The sequence below is a fragment of the Streptomyces paradoxus genome, from assembly GCF_014202475.1.
GTDB lineage: Bacteria > Actinomycetota > Actinomycetes > Streptomycetales > Streptomycetaceae > Streptomyces > Streptomyces paradoxus.
In genome coordinates this window covers 1-21,674 of sequence record NZ_JACHGV010000009.1, presented here as the reverse complement: position 1 = coordinate 21,674, position 21,674 = coordinate 1, and the positions used below count along the sequence as shown (strand labels likewise).

Here is a 21,674-nt window from a genome sequence, read left to right as displayed (position 1 = left end):
TCCGCCAGGACACTGGATCCGTGCGCACTGTCAAAGCGGCGGCCGCTGCCGTCACCGCCGTCATCGGTGCCGGTGCCGCCGCGGTGGCCGCCGGCCGGCTCGCCAGCGACGCCGCGCTCAAGGCGCCCCCCGGCAGGCCCCTGCCCACCGAACCCCGGCTCACCGTGCACGGCACCGCCGCCGGGCAGATCAGCCTCACCCGGGACCTCGCCGCCCTGCGCCCCGGCCGCTACGGCCTGTCCGGCAACGGCTCGCACGCGGTCGTCGGCCCCGTCCTGACGGGCGCCCCGCATCCCGCCGACACCGTCGTGCGCCGCCTGGAGAGCGTCACCCACGGCACGCTGAAGCCCGGTGACAAGGTCTGGCTCACGCCGAACGTGTACGTCGGCAATCCGGGCGCCGCCCTCGGACTCGAACACGCCGACGTCGACGTCCCCGGCGAACTCGGCGCCCTGCCCGCCTGGTTCGTGCCGGGCAAGCGGGACACCTGGGTGATCGCCGTGCACGGCCTGGGCGCCACCCGCGAACTCGCCATGAACGTCATGCCGTTCCTGCACCGCAGCCACTTCCCGGTGCTCGCCCTCGCCTACCGCGGCGACCTGGGCGCACCCCGCCCGTCCGACGGCCTGAACCACCTCGGCGAGACCGAGTGGCGCGACCTCGACGCCGCCATCCGCTACGCCGTGCGTTACGGAGCCCGCCAGGTCGTCCTGCACGGCTGGTCCACGGGCGCCACCATGGCCCTGCGCGCCGCCGCGCACTCGGGGCTGCGCGACCGCGTGTCTGGACTCGTCCTGGACTCCCCGGTGCTCGCCTGGGAGACCACCCTGCGCGCCCTGGCCTCGGCCCGCCGCACCCCGGGCGCGCTGCTGCCCCTCGCGGTCCGGGCCGCCCAGGGCCGCACCGGCCTGCCCGGCGGCCGTGTCGCGGGCACCGCTCCCTCCGGCGGGCTGCGCGTCCCGGCGCTCGTCGTCCACGGCCCCGACGACACCGTCGCCCCCTGGCAGCTCTCCCGCCGGCTCGCCGACGCCCGCCCCGACATGGTCGCCCTGCGCACCGTCCGCAACGCACCCCACGGAGCCATGTGGAACGCCGACCCGGAGGCCTACGAGGAAGCGCTCCGGCGCTTCCTGACGCCCCTCATGTGACCCCGTACCCGCCGGCCGCCGCCCCGCCTTCCCGGGCCGTCTCCTCACGCACCCCCCGTTCACGCCCCCTTCACCCCGTCGCAACCGCGTTCCGGCGTCCTCTGTGCCGACCGGTCGCGATGATTCCGTTTAGCGTCGTACCACTGGCCGGTTCCCGGCCCTCGACCATTCCCAGGAACCGGTGCGTTGGCCATCCCCGTCGCCCGCCGTGACATTCCGTTTGGGTTTTCGGACCGTCAACCGGAAGACTGCACCCGTGACGTCCCGTATCCCGCGCGACTCCAGGCTTCGACTCGTCCGCCCGCGACCCCTGGCCGCCGCCCCGCAAGCGATGAACCAGCGGCGCTCGCGCCGCCCCGCACCACGCCCCCCGGAGGGCACCCCGGCACCGGCGGAGCTGGCCAGAATGGCACGCTCAGGTCTCGCCGCCGCGGCCCGCGTCGCGCGCTGGGCCGACGCCGCCCTCGGCCCCGGCCGGGACAGCGCCACCGACGACGGCAAGGCCACCCTCTCCGACGCGACGGCCGAACGGGCCGCCCGCGAGCTGGGCCTGACACCGGCTCAGGTCAGAGCCGACTGGGACACCGCCCGCCTCGCCGGCCTCGTCGAGGTGCACGGCGACAGCGCCCGCCCCGGCTGGCGGCTGCGCGCCTGGGACCGCGACGACAGCGCCGTGCTGCGCGGCTGGGTCGCGCTCTTCGACGCCTGGTCGCTCGCCCATCCGGAGCCCGAGGAGCACGAGCCCGCCGCCGTCGCCGAGGTCGTCTCCGCCATGCCGCAGGCGCTGTCCTTCCTCCAGCTGTCCGCCGGGCCCGTCCCCGTGGAGCAGCTCCTGGACCTCCTGGAGCAGCGCGTCACCGAGCTGCGCACCGCCCGCTGCGAGATCCCCTACGGCCCCCAGCCCGAGCCGCCGGCCGAACCGGAGCCCACCGACGCCCCGCTCGCCCCCCTGCTCGACTGGGCCCTGCGCGCCCTCGCCTCCGTCGGAGCCCTCACCTACGGCGACGGCCAGGCCACCCTCACCCCGCTCGGCAGCTGGGCCGTCTGGGTCAAGCTGGAGCAGATCTGCGTCGCCGCGCAGAGCCCCGCCGGGAACATCGAGCAGGCCGCCGACGACATGCTCCGCGGCTGCGCCCAGCTGCGCCCGAACGCGGCCCGCGCCGAGTACCGGGCCTGGCTCGCCGCCCGCCCCGTCGGCAGCGCCGTCACCGAGCTCCTCGGCGCCGCCCGCGGTGAGGACGCCCTGCTGCGCGGCCTCGCCTTCGAAGCGCTGCGCGTGGTCGGCGCCCCCGCCGAGCCGGACGTCCGCGGCGTGCTGGACGAGCCCACGCTCCGGCCGTACGCGCTGCTGTGGCTGGCCGAGCACGACGGCGCCGACCCCGAGGACGCCCACGAGGTCCTCACCCGCGAGGAGGCGACCTGGCTGTGGGTGGACACCGCGGCCGCCGTCGCCGACCACGGGGAGGCGCCGCTGCTGGTGCGCCACCTGGAGTCCGCGATCCAGCCGACCGTCCCGATGCTGCTGGACGAGGTACGCGCCGTGGGACACCCGCGCACCGTGCAGGTCCTGGTCGCCCTCGCCGCCGCACACCCCGACCCGGCCCTGGCCAAGGCCGTCCGCCGGGCCGCCTTCCAGGTGCACACCGGGGGCAGCTAGGGCCGGCGCCCGGGTCCCGGGGCCGTCAGCCCGGTATCTCGGGCGCGTACGTCCCGAAGCTCCACACGTTGCCCTCGAGGTCCCGGGCCAGGTAGTCCCGCGATCCGTAGTCCTGGTCCGTCGGGGGCATCAGCACCTCCACGCCGTGGTCCACGGCGCGGCGGTGGTGCCCGTCCACGTCGTCCACCACCACGTACACCCCCGTGGTGCCCGCGTCCTTCATGGCCGCGTCGAACGGGCCGCCCCGGCCCTTGGTGCCGACCATCACCGCGCCGTTGCCCTGTGCCAGCTCGGCGTGCAGCACCGAGCCGTCCTCGCCCTCGTACACCGACAGCTCCGTGAAGCCGAAGGCCTCCGTGAGCTGCCGGATCGCCGCCTTCGCGTCGGCGTACAGCAGCGTGGGGTAGATACTCGGACGCCCGCCGGACGTACCTGCCATCGCGATCACTTCCTCGTGTCTCGCCGGGTGTTCCCCCTGCCGGGAGCCGGATTCCGGCCCGTTCCCGGCCCGCTGTTCAGTCTTCCACCGGCCACTGACAACGGCCCTCCGCCGGGCCGCCGGTGATCGAACACCCGCACACAGAAAAAGTGGTTGCACGCCCCCGTTAGACTGTCCCCCATGGCCATTCTCCTCGCGCATTAGACGGCGGGAACGTCCTCAGCCGTCCATCCCGCCCCCGTATCCGCCCTGGAGTCTGTCCGTGATCTCCGCCTCCGGTATCGAGCTGCGCGCCGGTGCCCGCGTCCTCATCGAAAACGCCTCGTTCCGCATCGCCAAGGGCGACCGCATCGGCCTGGTCGGCCGCAACGGCGCGGGGAAGACCACCCTCACCAAGTGCCTGGCCGGCGAGGGCATGCCCGCCGGCGGCGCCATCACCCGCTCCGGCGAGGTCGGCTACCTTCCGCAGGACCCCCGCACCGGCGACCTCGACATTCTCGCCCGCGACCGCATCCTGTCCGCGCGCGGCCTGGACGTGCTGATCCGCAAGATGCGCGACAACGAGCAGCGCATCGCCAACGGCCAGGGCGCCACCCGCGAGAAGGCGCTCAGGCAGTACGAGCGTCAGGAGACGGAGTTCCTCACCAAGGGCGGGTACGCCGCCGAGGCCGAGGCCGCCACCATCGCCGCCGCGCTCAACCTGCCCGACCGGGTCCTCGGCCAGCCGCTGCACACCCTCTCCGGCGGTCAGCGCCGCCGTATCGAGCTGGCCCGCATCCTGTTCTCCGACGCGGACACCCTGCTGCTCGACGAGCCCACGAACCACCTCGACGCCGACTCGATCGTCTGGCTGCGCGACTACCTGAAGACCTACCGCGGCGGCTTCATCGTGATCTCCCACGACGTCGACCTGGTCGAGACGGTCGTGAACAAGGTGTTCTACCTGGACGCCAACCGCGCCCAGATCGACATCTACAACATGGGCTGGAAGCTCTACCAGCAGCAGCGCGAGGCCGACGAGAAGCGCCGCAAGCGCGAGCGGCAGAACGCCGAGAAGAAGGCCTCCGCGCTGCATTCGCAGGCCGACAAGATGCGGGCCAAGGCCACCAAGACCGTCGCCGCGCAGAACATGGCCCGCCGGGCGGACAAGCTGCTGGCCGGCCTTGAGGCCGAGCGGAAGTCCGACAAGGTCGCCAAGCTGCGCTTCCCCGAGCCCTCCCCGTGCGGCAAGACCCCCCTCATGGCCGAGGGCCTGTCGAAGTCCTACGGATCGCTGGAGATCTTCACCGACGTCGACCTGGCCATCGACAAGGGCTCACGCGTCGTCATCCTCGGCCTCAACGGCGCCGGCAAGACGACCCTGCTCCGCCTGCTCGGCGGTGCGGAGGAGCCCGACACCGGCAAGGTCATCGAGGGCCACGGCCTCAAGCTCGGCTACTACGCGCAGGAGCACGAGACCCTCGACCCGGAGCGCACGGTCCTGGAGAACATGCGCTCCGCCGCCCCCGACCTGGACCTGGTGGAGGTCCGCAAGACGCTCGGCTCGTTCCTGTTCTCCGGGGACGACGTCGACAAGCCGGCCGGCGTCCTCTCCGGAGGTGAGAAGACCCGCCTCGCCCTCGCCACCCTCGTGGTGTCCTCGGCGAACGTGCTGCTCCTCGACGAGCCGACCAACAACCTCGACCCCGCCAGCCGCGAGGAGATCCTCGGCGCGCTGCGCACCTACAAGGGCGCGGTCGTCCTCGTCACGCACGACGAGGGCGCCGTCGAGGCGCTCCAGCCGGAGCGGATCATCCTCTTGCCGGACGGCGTCGAGGACCTGTGGGGCGCCGACTACGCGGATCTCGTCGCCCTGGCCTGAGCGTCAGTGCCGCTTGATCGAATGCGTGATCAACGGCGTATGGATCATTCGGCCCAGCGGTGATCCATCATCTGTGTGAGATCTCCTCGTACCGAGGTGTGTCCTACAACGATTTCGCGGCCGAGTCCCCGATTCTTCCGGGCTCGGCCGCGCCGCCTTTCTGACCTGGCCTTTTCCGGAACAATCCGTTCGGCCGCAGGGACACCACTCTTCGGAACTCCATATTCCGCATGTGGGGATGTGCTCCCGTCGTCACAACCTTGTCTCACCGACCTTGCCGAATGGGTGGCCATCAAGGCCCGGAGGGGTGATCATGAGGAGACCAGAGCGCACTTCCCATGAGGAGGCACGGGTGGCCGAGACTCTGAAGAAGGGCAGCCGGGTGACCGGCGCCGCGCGCGACAAGCTCGCGGCAGACCTGAAGAAGAAGTACGACGCCGGTGCGAGCATCCGGGCGTTGGCCGAGGAGACCGGCCGCTCGTATGGCTTTGTGCACCGCATGCTCAGTGAGTCGGGCGTCACGCTGCGAGGGCGTGGCGGGGCGACCCGGGGCAAAAAGGCCACGGCCTGACCCCGGGTGGCCCCTCGGCTTCGATGGTGGCCACCCGGTCGGTCGTCTGATCGTCCGGGTGGTTACTGTGCAGTCACTTAAGTGTGGCCTGCCACGGCGTCACAGCCGTCGCGGGGCACACAAGACGACCGCACGCATCGGAGGCGTCCCATGGCTTCGTCCGACCAGGACCTCGTTCCCGTACTCGACAAGGACGGCGTACGGCTCACCGTCGACGACGCGATCGCCACGGTGACGCTGACCAACCCGGCCAAGCGCAACGCGCAGAGCCCCGCTCTGTGGCGGGCGCTGACCGAGGCCGGGCGGCAGCTGCCGGGCTCCGTCCGCGTTGTGGTGCTGCGGGCCGAGGGCAAGTCCTTCTCGGCCGGGCTCGACCGGCAGGCGTTCACGCCCGAGGGCTTCGACGGCGAACCGTCGTTCGTCGACCTCGCGCGCGGCGCCGACGCCGAGCTGGACGCGACCATCGCCGAATACCAGGAGGCGTTCACCTGGTGGCGGCGCAGCGACATCGTCTCCGTCGCCGCTGTCCAGGGGCACGCCATCGGGGCGGGCTTCCAGCTCGCCCTCGCCTGCGACCTGCGCGTCGTCGCCGACGACGTGCAGTTCGCCATGCGCGAGACCAGCCTCGGACTCGTGCCCGACCTGACGGGCACCCATCCGCTGGTGGGACTCGTCGGCTATGCCCGCGCGCTGGAGATCTGCGTGACCGGGCGCTTCGTCGCGGCCGAGGAGGCCGTGAACACCGGCCTGGCCAACGTCGCCGTGCCCGTCGGCCAGCTCGACGGCACCGTGCGCGACCTGGCCGCGGCGGTGCTCGCCGCGCCCCGCGACGCGGTCATCGAGACCAAGGCCCTGCTGCGTGGCGCCCAGGACCGCACCTACGAGGAGCAGCGCGCGGCGGAGCGCCAGTCCCAGGCCCGCAGGCTGCGGGACCTCGCGGGCGTCGGGGACTGAGAACCGCCGGGCCGCCGGGCCGGCCGGGAGCGCGGTCAGCCGATCGCGCTCACCACGACCGCCACCGTCGGATGATCCGGCAGCGCCCTCCTGACCACCGTCCGGACCTCGCGGGCCACGTCCCGGGCCCGCTGGTCCGCGCCCACCGCCAGCTCCAGCCGGACATGACGGTGCGGCAGCGCGGCGCCCTCGCGGGGGAGTTCCTCGATGTGCACGGGGTGGCCCAGCGTGCCGGTCAGACGGAGCACGCCCTGGACCCCGAGCGCGGCGGCGGCCGCACGGCCCTCGTCGCCGCTCCCGGCCGGAGCGGCACTCGGGGGCTCGGGAAGGCGCTCGGCAATCCCGGCTTCCCCGGGCCCCTCGTCCAGCAGCCCCGTCACCTGTAGGTCCACCTCCGTCACCGTCAGACCGAGCCGCTCGGTCGCGGCGGTCGCCAGCGTCGCCCGCAGCAGGGACGCCGTCGTCGGCAACGGCTGCGCAGCCGTCGCGGCGAACTCCGCCGTCACCCGCAGCGGCCCGGGCGGCAGAGCGCTCGGCGGAGCGGGTACCGCCGGCTCAGCGGTGTCCGCCGCGTCGGCGACCACGACACGGAGCGCGTCGAGGCGTACGCCCGGCGCGTCCCACGCCGCGCTCCGAAGCACCGCCTCGACCGCCCGCTCCGCGATCCACGCGCCGTCCCGCGCGTCACCCAACGGCAGAAGCCTGCCGATTCCCAGCTGATGTCTCACTGCTTGTGTCCATCGGTCGGCCGTCATTCCTCCAGCCTGCCGCATCAGAGGCGCGCATCCACGCAACCGTGCTTACGGTGGTCGAAGGACGACGAAAAGGACGTACGGCGATGACTGATATGACCGAGAACCGGGGCGGGGAGACCGAGACCGCGGCGGTACGCAGAAGCCCGTTGGCCAAGCACAGCGGGGGAGACGCCGGTTCCCGCGGGCGGACGACCATCGCGGACGGTGTCGTGGAGAAGATCGCCGGCCTCGCCGCCCGCGACGTCGACGGTGTGCACGCCATGGGCAGCGGCCTGTCCCGCACGTTCGGAGCAGTGCGCGACCGCGTGCCCGGAGGAACCAAGTCGGTGTCGCGCGGGGTGAAGGCCGAGGTCGGCGAAGTGCAGGCGGCCCTCGACCTGGAGATCGTGGTCGAGTACGGCGTGTCGATCTCCGATGTGGCCCGCGACGTACGGGAGAACGTCATCACCGCCGTGGAGCGGATGACCGGCCTGGAGGTCGTCGAGGTCAACATCGCGGTGAGCGACGTGAAGCTGCCGGACGAGGAGGAAGAGGAACCGGAGCGCCGGATCCAGTGAGGCACGGGTCATCGGACAACGACACAGCGGCTGAGGAGCTGAGGAGCGCATGAGCATGGCCGTGGTCGGCATGATCGCCGGCATGGCGCTGGCCTTCGCCGGATATTTCGGCGGATTCGGTGCCTTCCTGCTGGTGGCGGCGCTGGGCGCCGTCGGCTTCGTCGTCGGCCGGTTCCTGGACGGGGACCTGGAGTTCGGCGACTTCTTCCGTCCTCGCGAACGTGAACGGCGGCGGTGACGCCCGTGAGTACGGGGGCCGGGGCGCTCGACAGACCCCTGACCGTCGTCCCGCCGGGCGAGCGCGGCGCGACGCGGATCGCCGACCGGGTCGTCGCGAAGATCGCCTCGCAGGCGGCCCGGGAGGCCGTCGGCACGCTGCCGCCCGACGCCGGCCGGCCCTCCGCGTCCGTCGTCGTCCACCACGAGGTCGCCCACGTGCGGATCCAGCTCGAACTCGGCTACCCCTGCGACATCGGCGCCCGCTGCCGCAAGGTGCGTCATCAAGTCGTCGAGCGGGTGAGCACCTTGGCGGGCATGCAGGTGCCGGAGGTCGTCGTCCAGGTGGAGCGCCTGCACCTGGACGCGGCGCTCGGCGCGGTACAGGGGAGGACGCAATGAGCGAACCCCAGGGCACTCAGCCCCCCGAGGACAGCACGCAGCGCCTGCCCGTCCTCGACAAGCGGGAGACGGAGGACGGCAACGACTCGGACCGGTCCGAGTCGTCGGCCGCCCCCGAACCCCAGGGCGAGCGGGGCCGCGTGGGCCGCTTCTGGTCGGCGCGCCGCGTCCCCGCGGGCATCGTCGCCCTGCTGCTCCTGGGCCTCACCGGGCTGTTCCTCTACGACATCGTCTCCGTGCGCGCCGGCCGCCCCGGTATGGCCTGGCGCCGGGAACTGGCCCGGCAGCTCGCCGAACGGCCCCTGGACGACACCTGGGTGCTCGTGGGCGCCGGGGTCGCCGGCGTCCTCGGCCTCTGGCTGCTGATCCTGGCCGTCACGCCCGGCCTGCGGGACGTGCTCCCGATGCGGCGCACGCACACCGACGTACGCGCCGGACTGCACCGGGACGCCGCCGCCACCGCGCTGCGGGACCGGGCCATGGAGGTGGCCGGCGTGCAGTCGGCACGGGTACGGGTGCGCCGGAGGCGGGCGCGCGTCCGCGCCGTGTCGCACTTCCGGGAACTGGACGACGTACGAACCGATCTGGACGCCGTGCTCGCCGACGCGGTCCGCGGACTGGGGCTGTCCCGGCCGCCCTCGCTGTCGTTGCGGGTCCGGCGGCCCGGCCGGAAGGGGTGAAAGCGGTGCTCAGGACCGTCAACCGCGTGTTCCTCGGCCTGGTGGGCCTGATCCTGCTGGTGCTGGGCGGCTCCGTCCTGGCCGTCGGCCTCGGCGTCTCGGCACCCTCGTGGTGGATCCACGACAGCAAGCACGACGTGCTGGTGAGCTATGCCGAGCGCACCCGCTGGCGCGACGACGGCTGGTGGTGGCCGGTCGTCATCGCCGCCCTCGCGGTCCTGCTGCTGCTCGCCCTGTGGTGGCTCGTCGCCGTCCTGCGCCGGCGCCGCCTCGCCGAGGTCCTCGTCGACACCGGTGACGGCGAAGGCGCGCTCCTGCGCGGCCGGGCCCTGGAGAACGTCCTCACCCAGGAGGCGGACCACATCGACGGCGTGGACGGAGCCCAAGCCCATCTGAAGGGCGGGCGCAGCACCCCCGAGGCCCACGTACGTCTCGCACTGGAGCCACACGTGAACCCGGGGACGGCCCTGAACGACTTCACGACCGGCGCCCTCACCCATGCCAGGACGTCGGCGGGGCTCGCCTCGCTCCCGGCGGAGGTGAGGCTGAAGGGGGTCAAGCACGGTGCCGAACGGGTGAGCTGAGCAGGGGTTGCATGCGACCCGTCAGAACCCGTGCCGCGCGCCACCGTCGACCGGCACCATGACCCCGGTCAGATAGGAGGCCGCCGGCGACATCAGGAACGCCGCCACCCGCCCGAACTCCTCCGGAGCCCCGTACCGCCGCAGCGGAATCCGCGACTCCGACGCCGCCCGGGTCGCCTCGGGATCCGCCGACAGCGCGTCCAGCTGCCGCACCCGGTCGGTGTCGATCCGCCCGGGCAGGACACCGACCACCCTGATGCCCCGCGGCCCCAGCTCGTCGGAGAGCGACTTGGCGAAGCCCGCCAGCCCGGGCCGCAGCCCGTTGGAGATGGTCAGCCCCGGGATCGGCTCGTAGACCGACCCGGACAGCACGAAACCGATGACACCCCCGGCCTCCATCTCGGCGGCCGCGGCGCGGGCCAGCCGGACCGCGCCGAGGAACACCGACTCGAACGCCGTCTGCCACTGCTCGTCCGTGTTGTCCGCGACGAACCCGGCCGGCGGCCCGCCCACGCTGACGAGGACGCCGTTGAAACGGCCGAAGTGCTCCCGCGCGGCGCCGATCAGCATGGCCGCCGCGTCCGGGTCCGCGTTGTCGACGGCCACGCCGACCGCGTTCGGTCCCAGCTCGGCCGCCGCCTCGGCGACGCTCTTGTCGTCCCGCCCCGAGACGACCACCTTCGCCCCGTCCGCGACGAGCTGACGCGCGGTGGCGTTGCCGAGGCCGCGCGTGGCTCCGGTGACGACGTACACCCGGTCCTTCAGTCCAAGATCCATGGTCCCTATCCTGCCCCGTCCCCACCGAACAGGGCGAGGGCGGTGTTCACCAGCCCGATGTGGCTGAAGGCCTGCGGGAAGTTGCCGAGGTGCCGGCCGGCCACCGGGTCGAACTCCTCGGACAGCAGGCCGACGTCGTTGGCGAGCCCCGCCAGCCGCTCGAACAGCTCGCGGGCCTCCTTCGTGCGCCCCGTCATGTACAGGGCGTCCGCGAGCCAGAACGAGCACACCAGGAACACGCCCTCGCCGCCGGGCAGCCCGTCCACGTCCGCGTCGGCCGTGCTGTAGCGGCGCAGGAAGCCGCCGTGGGTCAGTTCCTCGCGGACCGCCTCGATGGTGCCGATCACCCGCGGATCGTCCGGCGGCAGGAACCCGACGCGCGGGATGAGCAGCAGCGCCGCGTCCAGTTCGCGTGAGCCGTAGGACTGCGTGAAGGTGTTGCGTTCCGGGTCGTAGCCCTTCTCGCACACCTCCTGGTGCACCTCGTCGCGCAGCGCCCGCCAGCCGTCCAGGTCGCCGTCCAGCTCCGGGTGGTGCTCCAGGGTGCGGACGGCGCGGTCGGCGGCCACCCACACCATCACCTTCGAGTGCACGAACTGGCGCCGCCCGGCGCGCACCTCCCACAGCCCCTCGTCCGGCTGCCGCCAGTTGTTCCGCAGGAAGTCCATCAGGGCCGTCTGCAGCGCCCACACGTCGGGCTGGGCGGACAGGCCCGACTCGCGGGCGAGGGACAGGGAGTCCATGACCTCGCCCCAGACGTCCAGCTGGAGCTGCTTCACGGCGTCGTTGCCGATGCGTACGGGGGCGGACCGGGCGAAGCCGGAGAGCCACGGCAGCTCGAACTCGGGCAGCCGCCGCTCGCCCGCCACGCCGTACATGATCTGCAGGTCCGCCGGGTCGCCGGCGACCGCGCGCAACAGCCAGTTCCGCCAGGCCTCGGCTTCCTCCTGGTAGCCCGCGGCGAGCAGCGCGTTCAGGGTGAGGGTGGAGTCGCGCAGCCAGCAGTAGCGGTAGTCCCAGTTGCGCACCCCGCCCGGCTCCTCCGGGAGTGAGGTGGTGGGGGCGGCGACGATGCCGCCCGTCGGGGCGTAGGTGAGCGCCTTGAGGGTGATCAGGGAGCGGACGACGGCGTCCCGGTACGGGCCGTCGTAGCGGCAGCGCGACACCCAGGCCCGCCAGTCCTCCACGCTGTGGCGCAGTGCGTCGTACGGGTCGACGAGCGGTGGGCGCGGCTCGTGGGAGGGGTGCCAGGTCAGGACGAACGCGACCTTTTCCCCCTTCTTGACGGTGAACTCCGCGTGCGTGCCGAAGTCCTCCCCCCAGCTGGTCACGTGCGGCTCGCTGCGCAGCCAGGTCGAGTCCGGACCGGCGACGGCGACGCGGTGGCCGTCGGACCGGCGCACCCAGGGGATGATCGAGCCGTAGTCGAAGCGCAGCTTCAGGACGCTGTGGAGGGTCACCTCGCCGTCGAGGCCCTCGACGACGCGTACGAGGTCGGGGGCGCGGTCGCGCTGGGGCATCAGGTCGGTGACCCGGACCGCCCCTTGCTCCGTCTCCCACTCGGTGTCCAGGACCAGGGTGTCGCGGCGGTAGGCCCGCCGGGTGCAGTGGTCCGCCCCCACGGGGGCGATGCGCCAGTACCCGTTGTCCTCGTCACCGAGCAGTCTGGCGAAGCAGGCGGCCGAGTCGAAGCGGGGCAGGCACAACCAGTCGACGGATCCGTCCGTACCGACCAGGGCCGCGGTCTGCTCGTCGCCGATGAGCGCGTAGTCCTCGATGCTGGGGTCCACGGAGTGCGGGTTCCCGGCAACTCGGTGTGACAATCAGGGCGGGGGCCGGGGGAGTGAAGTGCCCCCGGGCGTCGAGGGCGGGGCCGCGCTGGACACCCCCGGCCCGGTTCAGGCTCCCGCCCGCGCGCGCCGGTGGCGTCTACACCGTCGCCGGCTCGGACTCCGTCGTGCCGGACCGATCGGCCGCCTTCTGGGCCCGCTCCCGCGCCTCACGGCGGGCCAGGACCACCCAGCCGACCGGGACGGCCGCGGAGAACAGCCACCACTGGATGGCGTACGCGTAGTTCAGCGCGGCGTCCTCCTTGCCGGGGTCGCCCAGCAGCTCCGGGGTGTCGCCCTTGGGCTCGGGAGCCGTCTGGGAGATGTAGCCCCCGAGAACCGTCGCGTCCAGGCGACGGGCCTGCTGCTCGCTGTTGATCAGCATGATCTGCCGGTCCGGCAGGCCCTGGAGGTTCTTGATGCCGCTCGCCGCGGTCGTCTCGTCGGGCATCAGCCGCCCCTCGACGGTGACCTCGCCGCTCGGCGGTGCGGGGACCTTCGGGAACGCGGTCTGGCTCGGGCCGTCGGAGGGGATCCACCCCCGGTTGACCAGCAGCACCTTGCCGTCGTCCAGGACGAAGGGGGTCAGCACGTGGTAGCCGACCTCGTCGTCGGAGTTGGTGCGGCGCCGGACGACGACCTCGTCCTTCGTGTCGAAGCGGCCTTTCGCCGTCACGGTCCGGTACCGCTCGGTGCTGGTCACGGTGTGTCCGGGTGCCGTCAGCTTCTCCACGGGCGCCGGCTCGGCCGCCAGCGCGTCGGTGACCAGCTGGTTCCGGGCGGTGCGCTCGTCGTAGCGGTGCATCTGCCAGATGCCCAGCCTGATCATCGTGGGGATGAGCAGCAGGGCGATCAACGTGAGGATCACCCACTGCCGGGACATCAGGAAGCGGTACACCCCACGACCGTACAACTCGGTCGTGGGGTGCATTGAGGTGGGTACGGGTTCACACCTTGTCGACGATTCCTACCTTTCCTTCCGCGCGGGCGCAGTGGGCGCCGCAGTACCAGTGGCCCTCGACCTCGACGCCCTGGCCGATGATCTGCACCCGGCAGTGCTCGCAGATGGGGGCCATGCGGTGGATCGCACAGGAGAAGCAGTCGAAGACGTGCACCGCGCCCTGCGCGTGCACCTCGAAGGTCATTCCGTACTGATTGCCACATACCTCACAGGTCGCCATGCGCCACAGGGTGAGCCGTCCTTCTCGCGGGGGCGAGCGGCCGCCGGGCGAGTCGCCCGGCAATCACCCGTCCGTACGGTCACGCCTCCGGCGTACGATCACCCGTCCGACGCGGGCTCCACGTCCGAGAGGAGCTGCCCGAAGGCCGCCTCGTCCACGACCGGCGTGCCGAACTGCCGGGCCTTGACGACCTTGGACGTGCCCGAGTCCGGGTCGTTCGTGACGAGCAGGCTGGTCAGCCGGGACAGGCTCGTGGCCACATGCAGCCCGGCCTCGGTCGCGCGGTCCTCCAGCAGGTCCCGCTCGGTGGAGGTGTCACCGGAGAAGGCGACCCGCATGCCCTGCTTGAGCCGCCCGCCCGCCTCGTAGCGCCCGGGGTTGGGGTAGGGGCAGGCGGGGCGCTTGCGGGAGGGGCGCCAACTGCTCGGCCGGTAGCCGCCGTAGCCGCCGGGGCCCGCCTGCTGCCCGATGCGGGGCGCGGCGGGCCGGTCCGTCCACTCGGTCAGCGGCCGGCACTCGTGCAGCGGCAGCCGTACGTTGTTCGCCGCCGCGGCCCGCAGGCTCGGCCGGAACGCCTCCGCCAGCACGCGCGCGTCGTCCAGCGCGTGGTGCGCCCGCTGCTGGACGACGCCGAAGTGCGCGGCGAGGGACTCCAGCTTGTGGTTGGGCAGCGGCAGCCCGAGCTCCTTGGACAGTGCGATGGTGCACAGCCGCTGCCGCACCGGTGCCTCGCGCTCGGCGCGTGCGTACTCCCGGGCGATCATCTGCCAGTCGAAGACGGCGTTGTGCGCGACGAGCACCCGCCCCTCCAGCCGGGCGGTGAACTCCTCGGCGATGTCCGGGAAGAGGGGTGCCCCTTCGAGGGCCTCGCTCGTCAGTCCGTGGATCCACACGGGGCCCGGGTCGCGCTCGGGGTTGACCGTCGTGTACCAGTGGTCCTCGACCTCGCCGCGCTGGTCCAGCCGGTAGACCGCCGCGGAGATGATGCGGTCGTCCCGGGCCAGGCCCGTGGTCTCGACGTCAACGACCGCGTACCCCTTGGGGTACGCGGCCGGCCACGGCGTGGCCGAGAACACTGCGGTCGTCAGGTCTTCCAGCATGGTCCCTGAGGATACGGGCCGCGACTGACACCGCCGTCCGCCAGGTGGGCCCGAAGGGCCTCCCGATGCTCCCTCAGGCGGGTTGTCCGGTCTGTCCGTTCGCGGTGCGTACGTCTGATCGATGCTCAGTCGATCACCACGGCCCCGAGGGTCGCGCGCCGCGACGGGACGCCCCGCGGTCACCAGCGGATCGGCACCGGAAGCGCCGTCAGCAGTCCGGACGCCGCGACCGCCAGACCCAGGACGGCCACCTCCGCCCGGGCCGGCGCACAGGCGGTCAGCGGGTCGGCCGCCCTGCGCAGCCGCCGCCGGGCCCACAGCGCGAGGGCGGCGACGACCGCCACGAGGAGCACCTTGGCGAGCAGTGCGCGCCCGTACGCCGTTCCCGTCAGCTGCTCCAGGATCGTCTCCGGCGGCATCCGGCGCAGTGAACTGCACACGCCCGTCGCGGTGATGGCGGCGAGCAGCACGACCGCCACGCGCGCGTAGAGACCCAGCAGGGCGGCGCCCGCCGTGCCGGGCCACAGCCGGAGGACGCGCAGCGCGTGCAGCAGGCCGCCCGCCCACAGTGCCGCGCAGGTCAGATGGACGAGCGTCAGCGCGGAGCCGGCCAGCGGGCTGTACTCGGTGGTCGGGTGCGCGCGCAGGGCCTCGGCGACGACCACGGCGGCCAGCGGACACACCTGCGTGACCGGCCGGCGCGACACGGCGCACAGTCCCGCCACGAGGAACGCGTTGACCTCCAGCAGGGCGAGCTTGCCGTCCCGGGACGCGTAGAGCCCGCCGGCGTCGATGTCCGCCACCTGGTCCGGCACGAGATTGCCGGTGGCCACGACCGAGGCGAGCCCCAGGGCGGCGGCGAAACCGGCGGCGGCCGCGAAGGGGGACCAGCTGCGGGGCACAGCCGGGTGCCCCTCCGTAGCGGGCAGCGAACGCGCCAGCCGGTTCACGAACAGCTCGCCCACGGGTATGCACAGCGCCGCGAACAGCACGGTGCGCAGCAGGGCTATGCCGCCGGCGCCGGGCGCTTCGGCCTCCCCGGTACCGTGCAGCGCCGCGGACGGGCCGAGCAGCGGGATCAGCGCGGCCAGTGCCACCAGCACCAGGACGGCGACGGCCCGGCCCGCACCGGTGGGCCGCAGCGGCCCGCGCGCATCGGTCACCCGGGGTATGGGTCTTGGCGAAGTCACCCCAGGATCTTCACCAACCTCCACACGGCCGGGCAAGTCAGCGGAACGCCCTCAACCGCCCCGGGACGCGACGGGCCACCACAGCCGCACCTCCTGATGCCGGAACGGGCCGGGCAGGTACCCCCGCCCGGCCCGTTCCGCCTTCGCACGGGCTCTACTTGGTCACCGCGTCCAGCGCGTCCGCGATGCCCCAGCCGTAGAAGCCGTTGCGGTTCTTGGAGCCCTCGCACACCGCGTCGATCTTGCCGTCCGCGTTGATGTCGTACGGGTCCGTGCACGGCGTGGCGTCCGCCTCCGCGTACAGCAGGGCCTTCACCAGGGCCGGGGAGGCGTACGGGTGCGTCGACTTGATGAGGGCGGCGACGCCCGCGACGTGCGGGGACGCCATCGACGTACCGGCCATGTAGCCCCACTTGCCGCCCGGCAGCGTGCCCAGGATGAGGCCGCTCGTGGCCGGCGCCTCCGGCTTCTGGTAGGCGGTCGAGTCACCGCCCGGGGCGGCTATGTCCGCCACGCCCAGACCGTAGTTCGAGAACGACGACTTGATGCCCTTCGCGCCCGTCGAGGCGACCGTGACGACACCCGGCAGCTGGGTCGGGATGTCGAGGCACTCCGACGGGTCGACGACCCGGGCGCCCGGCGTGCTGTCGTTCGGGGACGACGGGTCGGTGATCTCGTCCGAGGCGAGGTCGTAGTTCTCGTTGCCGGCCGCGGCGACGTTGACCGCGCCCTTCCTCTCCGCGTACTTCGCGGCCCGCGTGACGGCGTCCACGAGCGCCTTCTGGTCCGGGTCGTTCTTGCAGTTGAAGTACCAGGGGTCCGTGTAATAGCTGTTGTTCGTCACGTCGACCCCGTGCTCGGCCGCCCACACGAAGCCGCACACCACGGCCTCGGTGTAGAAGAAGCCGGCCGTGGTGGACACCTTGATGCCGGAGACCTTCACCCCGGGCGCGACACCGGTCATGCCGACGCCGTTCTTCGCGGCGGCGATCTCACCGGCGACGTGCGTGCCGTGCGGGCTCTCCGCGGCACTCGGCCGCCAGGCCCCGTCGGCCGTGTCCGGCTTGCCCGACACACAGTTGACCGACGCCTCGCGGTCGAAGTTGGGCGCGATGTCGGGGTGCGTGTCGTCGACGCCGGTGTCGATCACGGCGACCGTGACCTTCTCGCTGCCCAGCGACTTCTCGTGCGCCTTGTCCGCCTTGATGGCGGGCAGGTCCCACTGCTGCGGCTGCAGCGGGTCCTGTCCGGCGGGGGCTTCGGCCCGTGCGACCTCGGCCGCGCTCAGTACCTTCGGCGCGCCCAGGTCGCCCGTCGACGCCGAGGGCAGCGGCGCGGTACGGGTGGCGCCCGCCGACTGCACACCGCGCACCGTGCGGATGGTCTTGGCGAAGTCGGCGTTCGAGGAGTGGACGACGATGACGCCGATCTGGTCGTACGACGTCACGACCGTGCCGCCGGCCTTGGCGACGGCCTTCTTCACGTACGCCGAAGTGCGGTGCCCCGGCTTGACGTTGACGACGTAGCTGAGCGGCGTCGCGTCGGCCCGGGCCGACGCGGGAGCCGGGGCGTCCTCGGCGGCCGTCGCCATGGTGTTCGGCAGGAACGCGAGGGCCGTGGCCATGGCCATCCCGGCCGGGATCGCGACGGCACGGCGATAGCGCGCGTACGGCGCAGTCATGGTGTCTCCAGTTCGTTCGCGGTACGTGCTGATCTTGCGGAGGGTCTCGGTGGCGAGCCGGGTCACTTGACCGCGCGCAGCGCGTTGACGATGCCGTGGCCGTAGAAGCCGTTGAGGCGTTCGCCGCCCTCGCAGACCGCGTCCTGCGTGCCGTCGCCGTCCTGGTCGTAGGAGGCGGGGCAGGCGGTCTCGTCGGCCTGCGCCTTCAGCAGGGCCTGGAGCTGGGCCGGGGAGGCCCAGGGGTGCTTGGACTTCAGCAGCGCGGCGACGCCGGAGGCGTGCGGCGAGGCCATCGAGGTGCCCTGCAGGAAGCCCCACGCGCCGTTCGGCATGGTGGACAGGATGCGGCCGTCCTTCGAGGGCGTGTCCGGGATCTGGTAGCGACGGTCACCACCCGGCGCCGCGACGTCCACGACACCCTCGCCGTACGTCGAGAAGTACGACTTCTCGTTGTCGACGCCCGTGGAGCTCACCGTGACGACACCCGGCAGCTGGGTCGGTATGTCGAAGCACTCGTGGGGGTCGATGGTGCGCTCGGCGGGCGTGGTGTCGTTCGGGCTGGAGTCGTCGACGATCGCGTCCGCGTCCAGGTCGTGGTTGGAGTTGCCCGCCGCGGCGACGTTCAGCGTGCCCTTCTTCTGGGCGTACAGCTGCGCCCGGTTGACCGCGTCGACGACGGCCCGCTGGTCCGGGTCGTCCATGCAGTTGTACAGCCACGGGTCGACGTAGTAGCTGTTGTTCGTGATCTCGACGCCGTGGTCGGCGGCGAACACGAACGCGCAGACGACGCTCTCCGGGTAGAAGAGGCCGTTCGCCCGGTCGGTCACGTTGATGCTGGACACCTTCACACCGGGAGCGACACCGGCGACGCCGATTCCGTTGCGGGCGGCGGCTATCTCACCGGCGACATGCGTGCCGTGGTAGTCCTCGGGCGTGTACGGCCGCCAGGCGCCCTCGCTGGTGTCGGGCTTGCCGCCGGCGCAGTTGGCGGACTGCGACGCGGAGAAGTTCGGGGCGATGTCGGGGTGGGTGTCGTCCACGCCCGTGTCGATCACGGCGACGGTCACCTTGCTGCTGCCCGGGTTGATCGATGCGGCCTTGTCGGCGCCGATCGCCCGCAGGTCCCACTGGTCCGCTTCGAGGGGCTCGCTCTCGGGCGTCTTCGCCGAGGCGGCCTCGGTGCGCTTCGCCTGGGCGGCCGTCAGGTACTCGACCGCGCCCTCCTCCTTCGTCCCCGCGGCCGCCAGCGGCGCCGTCCGCGTCGCACCCGCCGACTGGACCCCGCGGGCCTTGCGAATGGTCTTGGCGAAGTCGGGGTTCGAGGAGTGGACGACGATCACGCCGATCCGCTGGTACGTGGCCACGACCGAACCGCCGGCCTTCCCGATCGCCTTCTGCACCGAGGCGATCGTGTGGCGGTCAACCTTGGTGTTGACGACGTACGCCAGGTTCGGCGCGTCCGCCGTCCGGGTGGCCGGCGCCGCCTGCGGGGCCGCCGACGCGGCGGCAGGCAGGAAGCCCAGAGAGGCCGTCAGGGACAGCGCGACGGGCACGGCGAGAGCGAGCCGGCGTCTGGAACGCAAGTGAGACATGGGGTCTCCACATCCTCCGGAAACGAAACCGGCCCGAGGCACAGGTGGTGCTCGGGCAGGTACATGACGTGGTGGTGCAGGGTGAAGCTATCCCGGCCTCTCGCTGGCCAGCAACGCTTTGTCGAAACGACTTCGGAAAGAACGCCGGGCGGTTGAACCGGTTCTCACGTGCCGCCGTGACGTTGAACAAGGAGCGCGAGGACTCTCGCCTCCGCCCCCGTTCCCGACCGCTTCCGTCATTGCGAGGAGACTCCGTGGCCACCGACGCACCGCCCCCCTCGAAAGAGCAACACAAGCTCCCCTCACCCGAGGAGTTCGCGGAGGTGCAGGAGAGCGCGGAGTTCGGTGAACTGCGCCGCTCCTACCGCTCCTTCGCCTTCCCGCTGACCGTCGGCTTCATCGCCTGGTACCTGCTGTACGTGCTGCTCTCGAACTACGCGGGCGGCTTCATGGGCACCAAGCTGTTCGGCAACATCAACGTCGCCTTCGTCCTCGGCGTCGCCCAGTTCGTCACCACGTTCCTCATCGCCTGGTGGTACTCGCGGCACGCCGCCGCGAAGCTCGACCCCAAGGCCGAGGCCATCAAGACCCGGATGGAGAGCGGCGCATGAGCCCCGTACAGCAGACCTTCCTCGCCGCGAACGAGGCCAGCGAGCACCGCCCGCTGATCATCACCCTGTTCGCGCTGTTCGTCGTCGCCACCCTCGGCATCACCATCTGGGCGGGCCGCCAGACCAAGGACGCAGCCGACTTCTACGCCGGTGGCCGCCAGTTCAGCGCCTTCCAGAACGGCCTCGCCGTCTCCGGCGACTACATGTCCGCCGCGTCCTTCCTCGGCATCGCGGGCGCCATCGCCCTCTTCGGATACGACGGCTTCCTCTACTCCATCGGCTTCCTGGTCGCCTGGCTCGTGGCCCTGCTCCTGGTGGCCGAGCCGCTGCGCAACTCCGGCCGCTACACCATGGGCGACGTCCTCGCGTACCGCATGCGCCAGCGCCCGGTCCGCACCGCCGCCGGCACCTCCACCATCGTCGTGTCGATCTTCTACCTGCTGGCCCAGATGGCCGGAGCGGGCGTCCTCGTCTCGCTGCTGCTCGGCATCACCTCCGACGCGGGCAAGATCCTCATCGTCGCCCTCGTCGGCATCCTGATGATCGTCTACGTTTCCATCGGCGGCATGAAGGGCACCACCTGGGTCCAGATGATCAAGGCCGTGCTGCTCATCGGCGGCACCATCCTGATCACCTTCCTGGTGCTGCTGAAGTTCAACTTCAACATCTCCGACCTGCTCGGCACGGCCGCCGAGAACAGCGGCAAGGGCGCCGCCTTCCTGGAGCCCGGCCTCCAGTACGGCGCGACCGGCACCTCCAAGCTGGACTTCATCTCCCTCGGCATCGCCCTGGTGCTCGGCACCGCCGGCCTGCCGCACATCCTGATCCGCTTCTACACCGTGCCCGACGCCAAGGCCGCCCGGAAGTCCGTGAACTGGGCGATCGGCATCATCGGCGGCTTCTACCTGATGACCATCGCGCTGGGCTTCGGCGCCGCCGCGCTCATCTCGCAGGAAGAGATCATCGCGTCCAACCCGTCCGGCAACACCGCGGCACCCCTGCTCGCCCTGCACCTGGGCGGCGTCGACTCGACCTGGGGCGCGATCCTGCTCGCCACGATCTCGGCGGTGGCCTTCGCGACCATCCTCGCCGTGGTGGCCGGCCTCACCCTCGCCTCCTCGTCGTCCTTCGCGCACGACATCTACGCCAACGTCATCCGCAAGGGGAAGGCCTCCGGCGCCGAGGAAGTGCGCGCCGCCCGCTGGGCGACCGTCTTCATCGGTGTCGTCTCCATCGGCCTCGGAGCCCTCGCCCGCGACCTGAACGTGGCCGGCCTGGTCGCGCTCGCCTTCGCGGTCGCGGCCTCCGCCAACCTGCCGACGATCCTCTACAGCCTGTTCTGGAAGCGGTTCACCACCCAGGGCGCCCTGTGGTCGATCTACGGCGGTCTGATCGTCGCCGTCGGCCTGGTGCTGTTCTCGCCCGTCGTCTCCGGCGACCCCAAGGCGATGTTCCCCGAGGTCGACTTCGCCTGGTTCCCGCTGAAGAACCCGGGCATCATCTCCATCCCGTTCGGCTTCCTCATGGGCTGGCTCGGCACGGTCCTGTCCAAGGAGGAGCCCGACGCCAAGAAGTACGCGGAGCTGGAGGTCCGGTCCCTGACCGGCACCGGAGCCCACTGAGCACGACCCCTCCCGCGCGGCCGTGTCGTAGGAACCTCCAGGTCCCTGCGGCACGGCCGCGTCCCGCGTCGTGGGATCGGGTCTGTGGCGTTGTCGGTGGTGTCACGTAGGCTCGCGGGTGTCGGAGAAAACAGTGCCGCACGCACGATCCGCGACGAGGGAGGGGGCCCACGTGCTCATCGACACCTACGGCCGGGTGGCCACCGACCTGAGGGTCTCGCTGACCGACCGGTGCAATCTGCGCTGTACGTACTGCATGCCCGAGGA

The 21,674-nt window shown here is 72.0% G+C and carries 22 protein-coding genes; 12 read left to right on the top strand and 10 right to left on the bottom strand.

Translation table 11 applies throughout. The features are described from left to right. Positions 1–20: 20 nt before the first annotated feature. A complete protein-coding gene (locus HNR57_RS27045) occupies positions 21–1,148 on the top strand; it encodes an alpha/beta hydrolase (RefSeq protein WP_184563814.1) in 1,128 nt (375 codons plus the stop codon). 256 nt (positions 1,149–1,404) lie between these two features. Continuing rightward, positions 1,405–2,805 carry a hypothetical protein gene (locus tag HNR57_RS27040; RefSeq protein WP_184563812.1) on the top strand — a complete coding sequence of 467 codons (1,401 nt, stop codon included), beginning with the start codon at positions 1,405–1,407 and terminating at the stop codon, positions 2,803–2,805. A gap of 25 nt (positions 2,806–2,830) precedes the next feature. Here HNR57_RS27040 and HNR57_RS27035 read toward each other — a convergent pair whose 3' ends face one another. Continuing rightward, complete coding sequence (locus HNR57_RS27035; protein WP_184563810.1) at positions 2,831–3,244, bottom strand: VOC family protein; 414 nt, start codon at positions 3,242–3,244, stop codon at positions 2,831–2,833. A gap of 262 nt (positions 3,245–3,506) precedes the next feature. Between HNR57_RS27035 and HNR57_RS27030 the strand changes: the two genes are divergently transcribed. From HNR57_RS27030 to HNR57_RS27020, 3 genes are all read left to right on the top strand, one after another. Next, positions 3,507–5,105, top strand: coding sequence for an ABC-F family ATP-binding cassette domain-containing protein (locus HNR57_RS27030; protein WP_184563808.1), 1,599 nt, complete (start codon positions 3,507–3,509; stop codon positions 5,103–5,105). Between the two features lie 352 nt (positions 5,106–5,457). Further along, complete coding sequence (locus tag HNR57_RS27025; RefSeq protein WP_010037790.1) at positions 5,458–5,676, top strand: helix-turn-helix domain-containing protein; 219 nt, start codon at positions 5,458–5,460, stop codon at positions 5,674–5,676. Between the two features lie 150 nt (positions 5,677–5,826). Then, complete coding sequence (locus tag HNR57_RS27020; RefSeq protein ID WP_184563806.1) at positions 5,827–6,630, top strand: enoyl-CoA hydratase/isomerase family protein; 804 nt, start codon at positions 5,827–5,829, stop codon at positions 6,628–6,630. Positions 6,631–6,665: 35 nt separating this feature from the next. Here the strand turns inward: HNR57_RS27020 and HNR57_RS27015 are convergent, their stop codons facing one another. Then, a complete protein-coding gene (locus HNR57_RS27015; RefSeq protein ID WP_184563804.1) occupies positions 6,666–7,385 on the bottom strand; it encodes a nucleopolyhedrovirus P10 family protein in 720 nt (239 codons plus the stop codon). 83 nt (positions 7,386–7,468) lie between these two features. Here HNR57_RS27015 and HNR57_RS27010 point away from each other — a divergent pair, with 83 nt between their 5' ends. From HNR57_RS27010 to amaP, 5 genes are read left to right on the top strand one after another with little or no spacing between them, the layout of a single operon-like run. Further along, positions 7,469–7,942, top strand: coding sequence for an Asp23/Gls24 family envelope stress response protein (locus tag HNR57_RS27010; RefSeq protein WP_184563802.1), 474 nt, complete (start codon positions 7,469–7,471; stop codon positions 7,940–7,942). 49 nt (positions 7,943–7,991) lie between these two features. Then, positions 7,992–8,180 carry a hypothetical protein gene (locus HNR57_RS27005; RefSeq protein WP_031142734.1) on the top strand — a complete coding sequence of 63 codons (189 nt, stop codon included), beginning with the start codon at positions 7,992–7,994 and terminating at the stop codon, positions 8,178–8,180. Continuing rightward, positions 8,177–8,560 (top strand): Asp23/Gls24 family envelope stress response protein, encoded by a 384-nt coding sequence (locus HNR57_RS27000; RefSeq protein WP_184563800.1) that lies wholly within the window; start codon positions 8,177–8,179, stop codon positions 8,558–8,560. Before HNR57_RS27005 ends, HNR57_RS27000 begins: the two co-directional genes overlap by 4 nt. Further along, complete coding sequence (locus HNR57_RS26995) at positions 8,557–9,240, top strand: DUF6286 domain-containing protein (protein ID WP_184563798.1); 684 nt, start codon at positions 8,557–8,559, stop codon at positions 9,238–9,240. Before HNR57_RS27000 ends, HNR57_RS26995 begins: the two co-directional genes overlap by 4 nt. Continuing rightward, positions 9,237–9,824 carry an alkaline shock response membrane anchor protein AmaP gene (amaP, locus tag HNR57_RS26990; protein WP_184563796.1) on the top strand — a complete coding sequence of 196 codons (588 nt, stop codon included), beginning with the start codon at positions 9,237–9,239 and terminating at the stop codon, positions 9,822–9,824. Before HNR57_RS26995 ends, amaP begins: the two co-directional genes overlap by 4 nt. A 21-nt stretch (positions 9,825–9,845) precedes the next feature. Here the strand turns inward: amaP and HNR57_RS26985 are convergent, their stop codons facing one another. The 8 genes from HNR57_RS26985 to HNR57_RS26950 form a co-directional block, all read right to left on the bottom strand. Next, positions 9,846–10,601: an SDR family oxidoreductase gene (locus tag HNR57_RS26985; RefSeq protein WP_184563794.1), complete on the bottom strand. Its 756-nt coding sequence runs from the start codon at positions 10,599–10,601 to the stop codon at positions 9,846–9,848. Positions 10,602–10,606: 5 nt separating this feature from the next. Next, a complete protein-coding gene (locus tag HNR57_RS26980) occupies positions 10,607–12,391 on the bottom strand; it encodes a glycoside hydrolase family 15 protein (protein ID WP_184563792.1) in 1,785 nt (594 codons plus the stop codon). Positions 12,392–12,530: 139 nt separating this feature from the next. Further along, positions 12,531–13,328 (bottom strand): SURF1 family cytochrome oxidase biogenesis protein, encoded by a 798-nt coding sequence (locus HNR57_RS26975; protein WP_313674872.1) that lies wholly within the window; start codon positions 13,326–13,328, stop codon positions 12,531–12,533. A 49-nt stretch (positions 13,329–13,377) separates the two neighbouring features. Next, positions 13,378–13,611 carry a metallothionein gene (locus tag HNR57_RS26970; RefSeq protein WP_078625432.1) on the bottom strand — a complete coding sequence of 78 codons (234 nt, stop codon included), beginning with the start codon at positions 13,609–13,611 and terminating at the stop codon, positions 13,378–13,380. Between the two features lie 98 nt (positions 13,612–13,709). Further along, positions 13,710–14,711 carry a DEDDh family exonuclease gene (locus HNR57_RS26965; RefSeq protein ID WP_184563788.1) on the bottom strand — a complete coding sequence of 334 codons (1,002 nt, stop codon included), beginning with the start codon at positions 14,709–14,711 and terminating at the stop codon, positions 13,710–13,712. A 179-nt stretch (positions 14,712–14,890) separates the two neighbouring features. Continuing rightward, a complete protein-coding gene (locus tag HNR57_RS26960) occupies positions 14,891–15,901 on the bottom strand; it encodes a CopD family protein (RefSeq protein WP_184563786.1) in 1,011 nt (336 codons plus the stop codon). A gap of 154 nt (positions 15,902–16,055) precedes the next feature. Continuing rightward, positions 16,056–17,582: a S8 family peptidase gene (locus tag HNR57_RS26955; protein ID WP_184563784.1), complete on the bottom strand. Its 1,527-nt coding sequence runs from the start codon at positions 17,580–17,582 to the stop codon at positions 16,056–16,058. A 62-nt stretch (positions 17,583–17,644) separates the two neighbouring features. Continuing rightward, entirely contained in the window at positions 17,645–19,174 is a 1,530-nt protein-coding gene (locus tag HNR57_RS26950; RefSeq protein ID WP_184563782.1) for a S8 family peptidase, read from the bottom strand. Positions 19,175–19,428: 254 nt separating this feature from the next. Here HNR57_RS26950 and HNR57_RS26945 point away from each other — a divergent pair, with 254 nt between their 5' ends. Together HNR57_RS26945 and HNR57_RS26940 are read left to right on the top strand one after the other, a co-directional pair. Then, positions 19,429–19,785 carry a DUF485 domain-containing protein gene (locus HNR57_RS26945; protein ID WP_031104157.1) on the top strand — a complete coding sequence of 119 codons (357 nt, stop codon included), beginning with the start codon at positions 19,429–19,431 and terminating at the stop codon, positions 19,783–19,785. Next, entirely contained in the window at positions 19,782–21,407 is a 1,626-nt protein-coding gene (locus tag HNR57_RS26940; protein WP_184563780.1) for a monocarboxylic acid transporter, read from the top strand. Before HNR57_RS26945 ends, HNR57_RS26940 begins: the two co-directional genes overlap by 4 nt. The last annotated feature ends 267 nt before the right edge of the window (positions 21,408–21,674 follow it).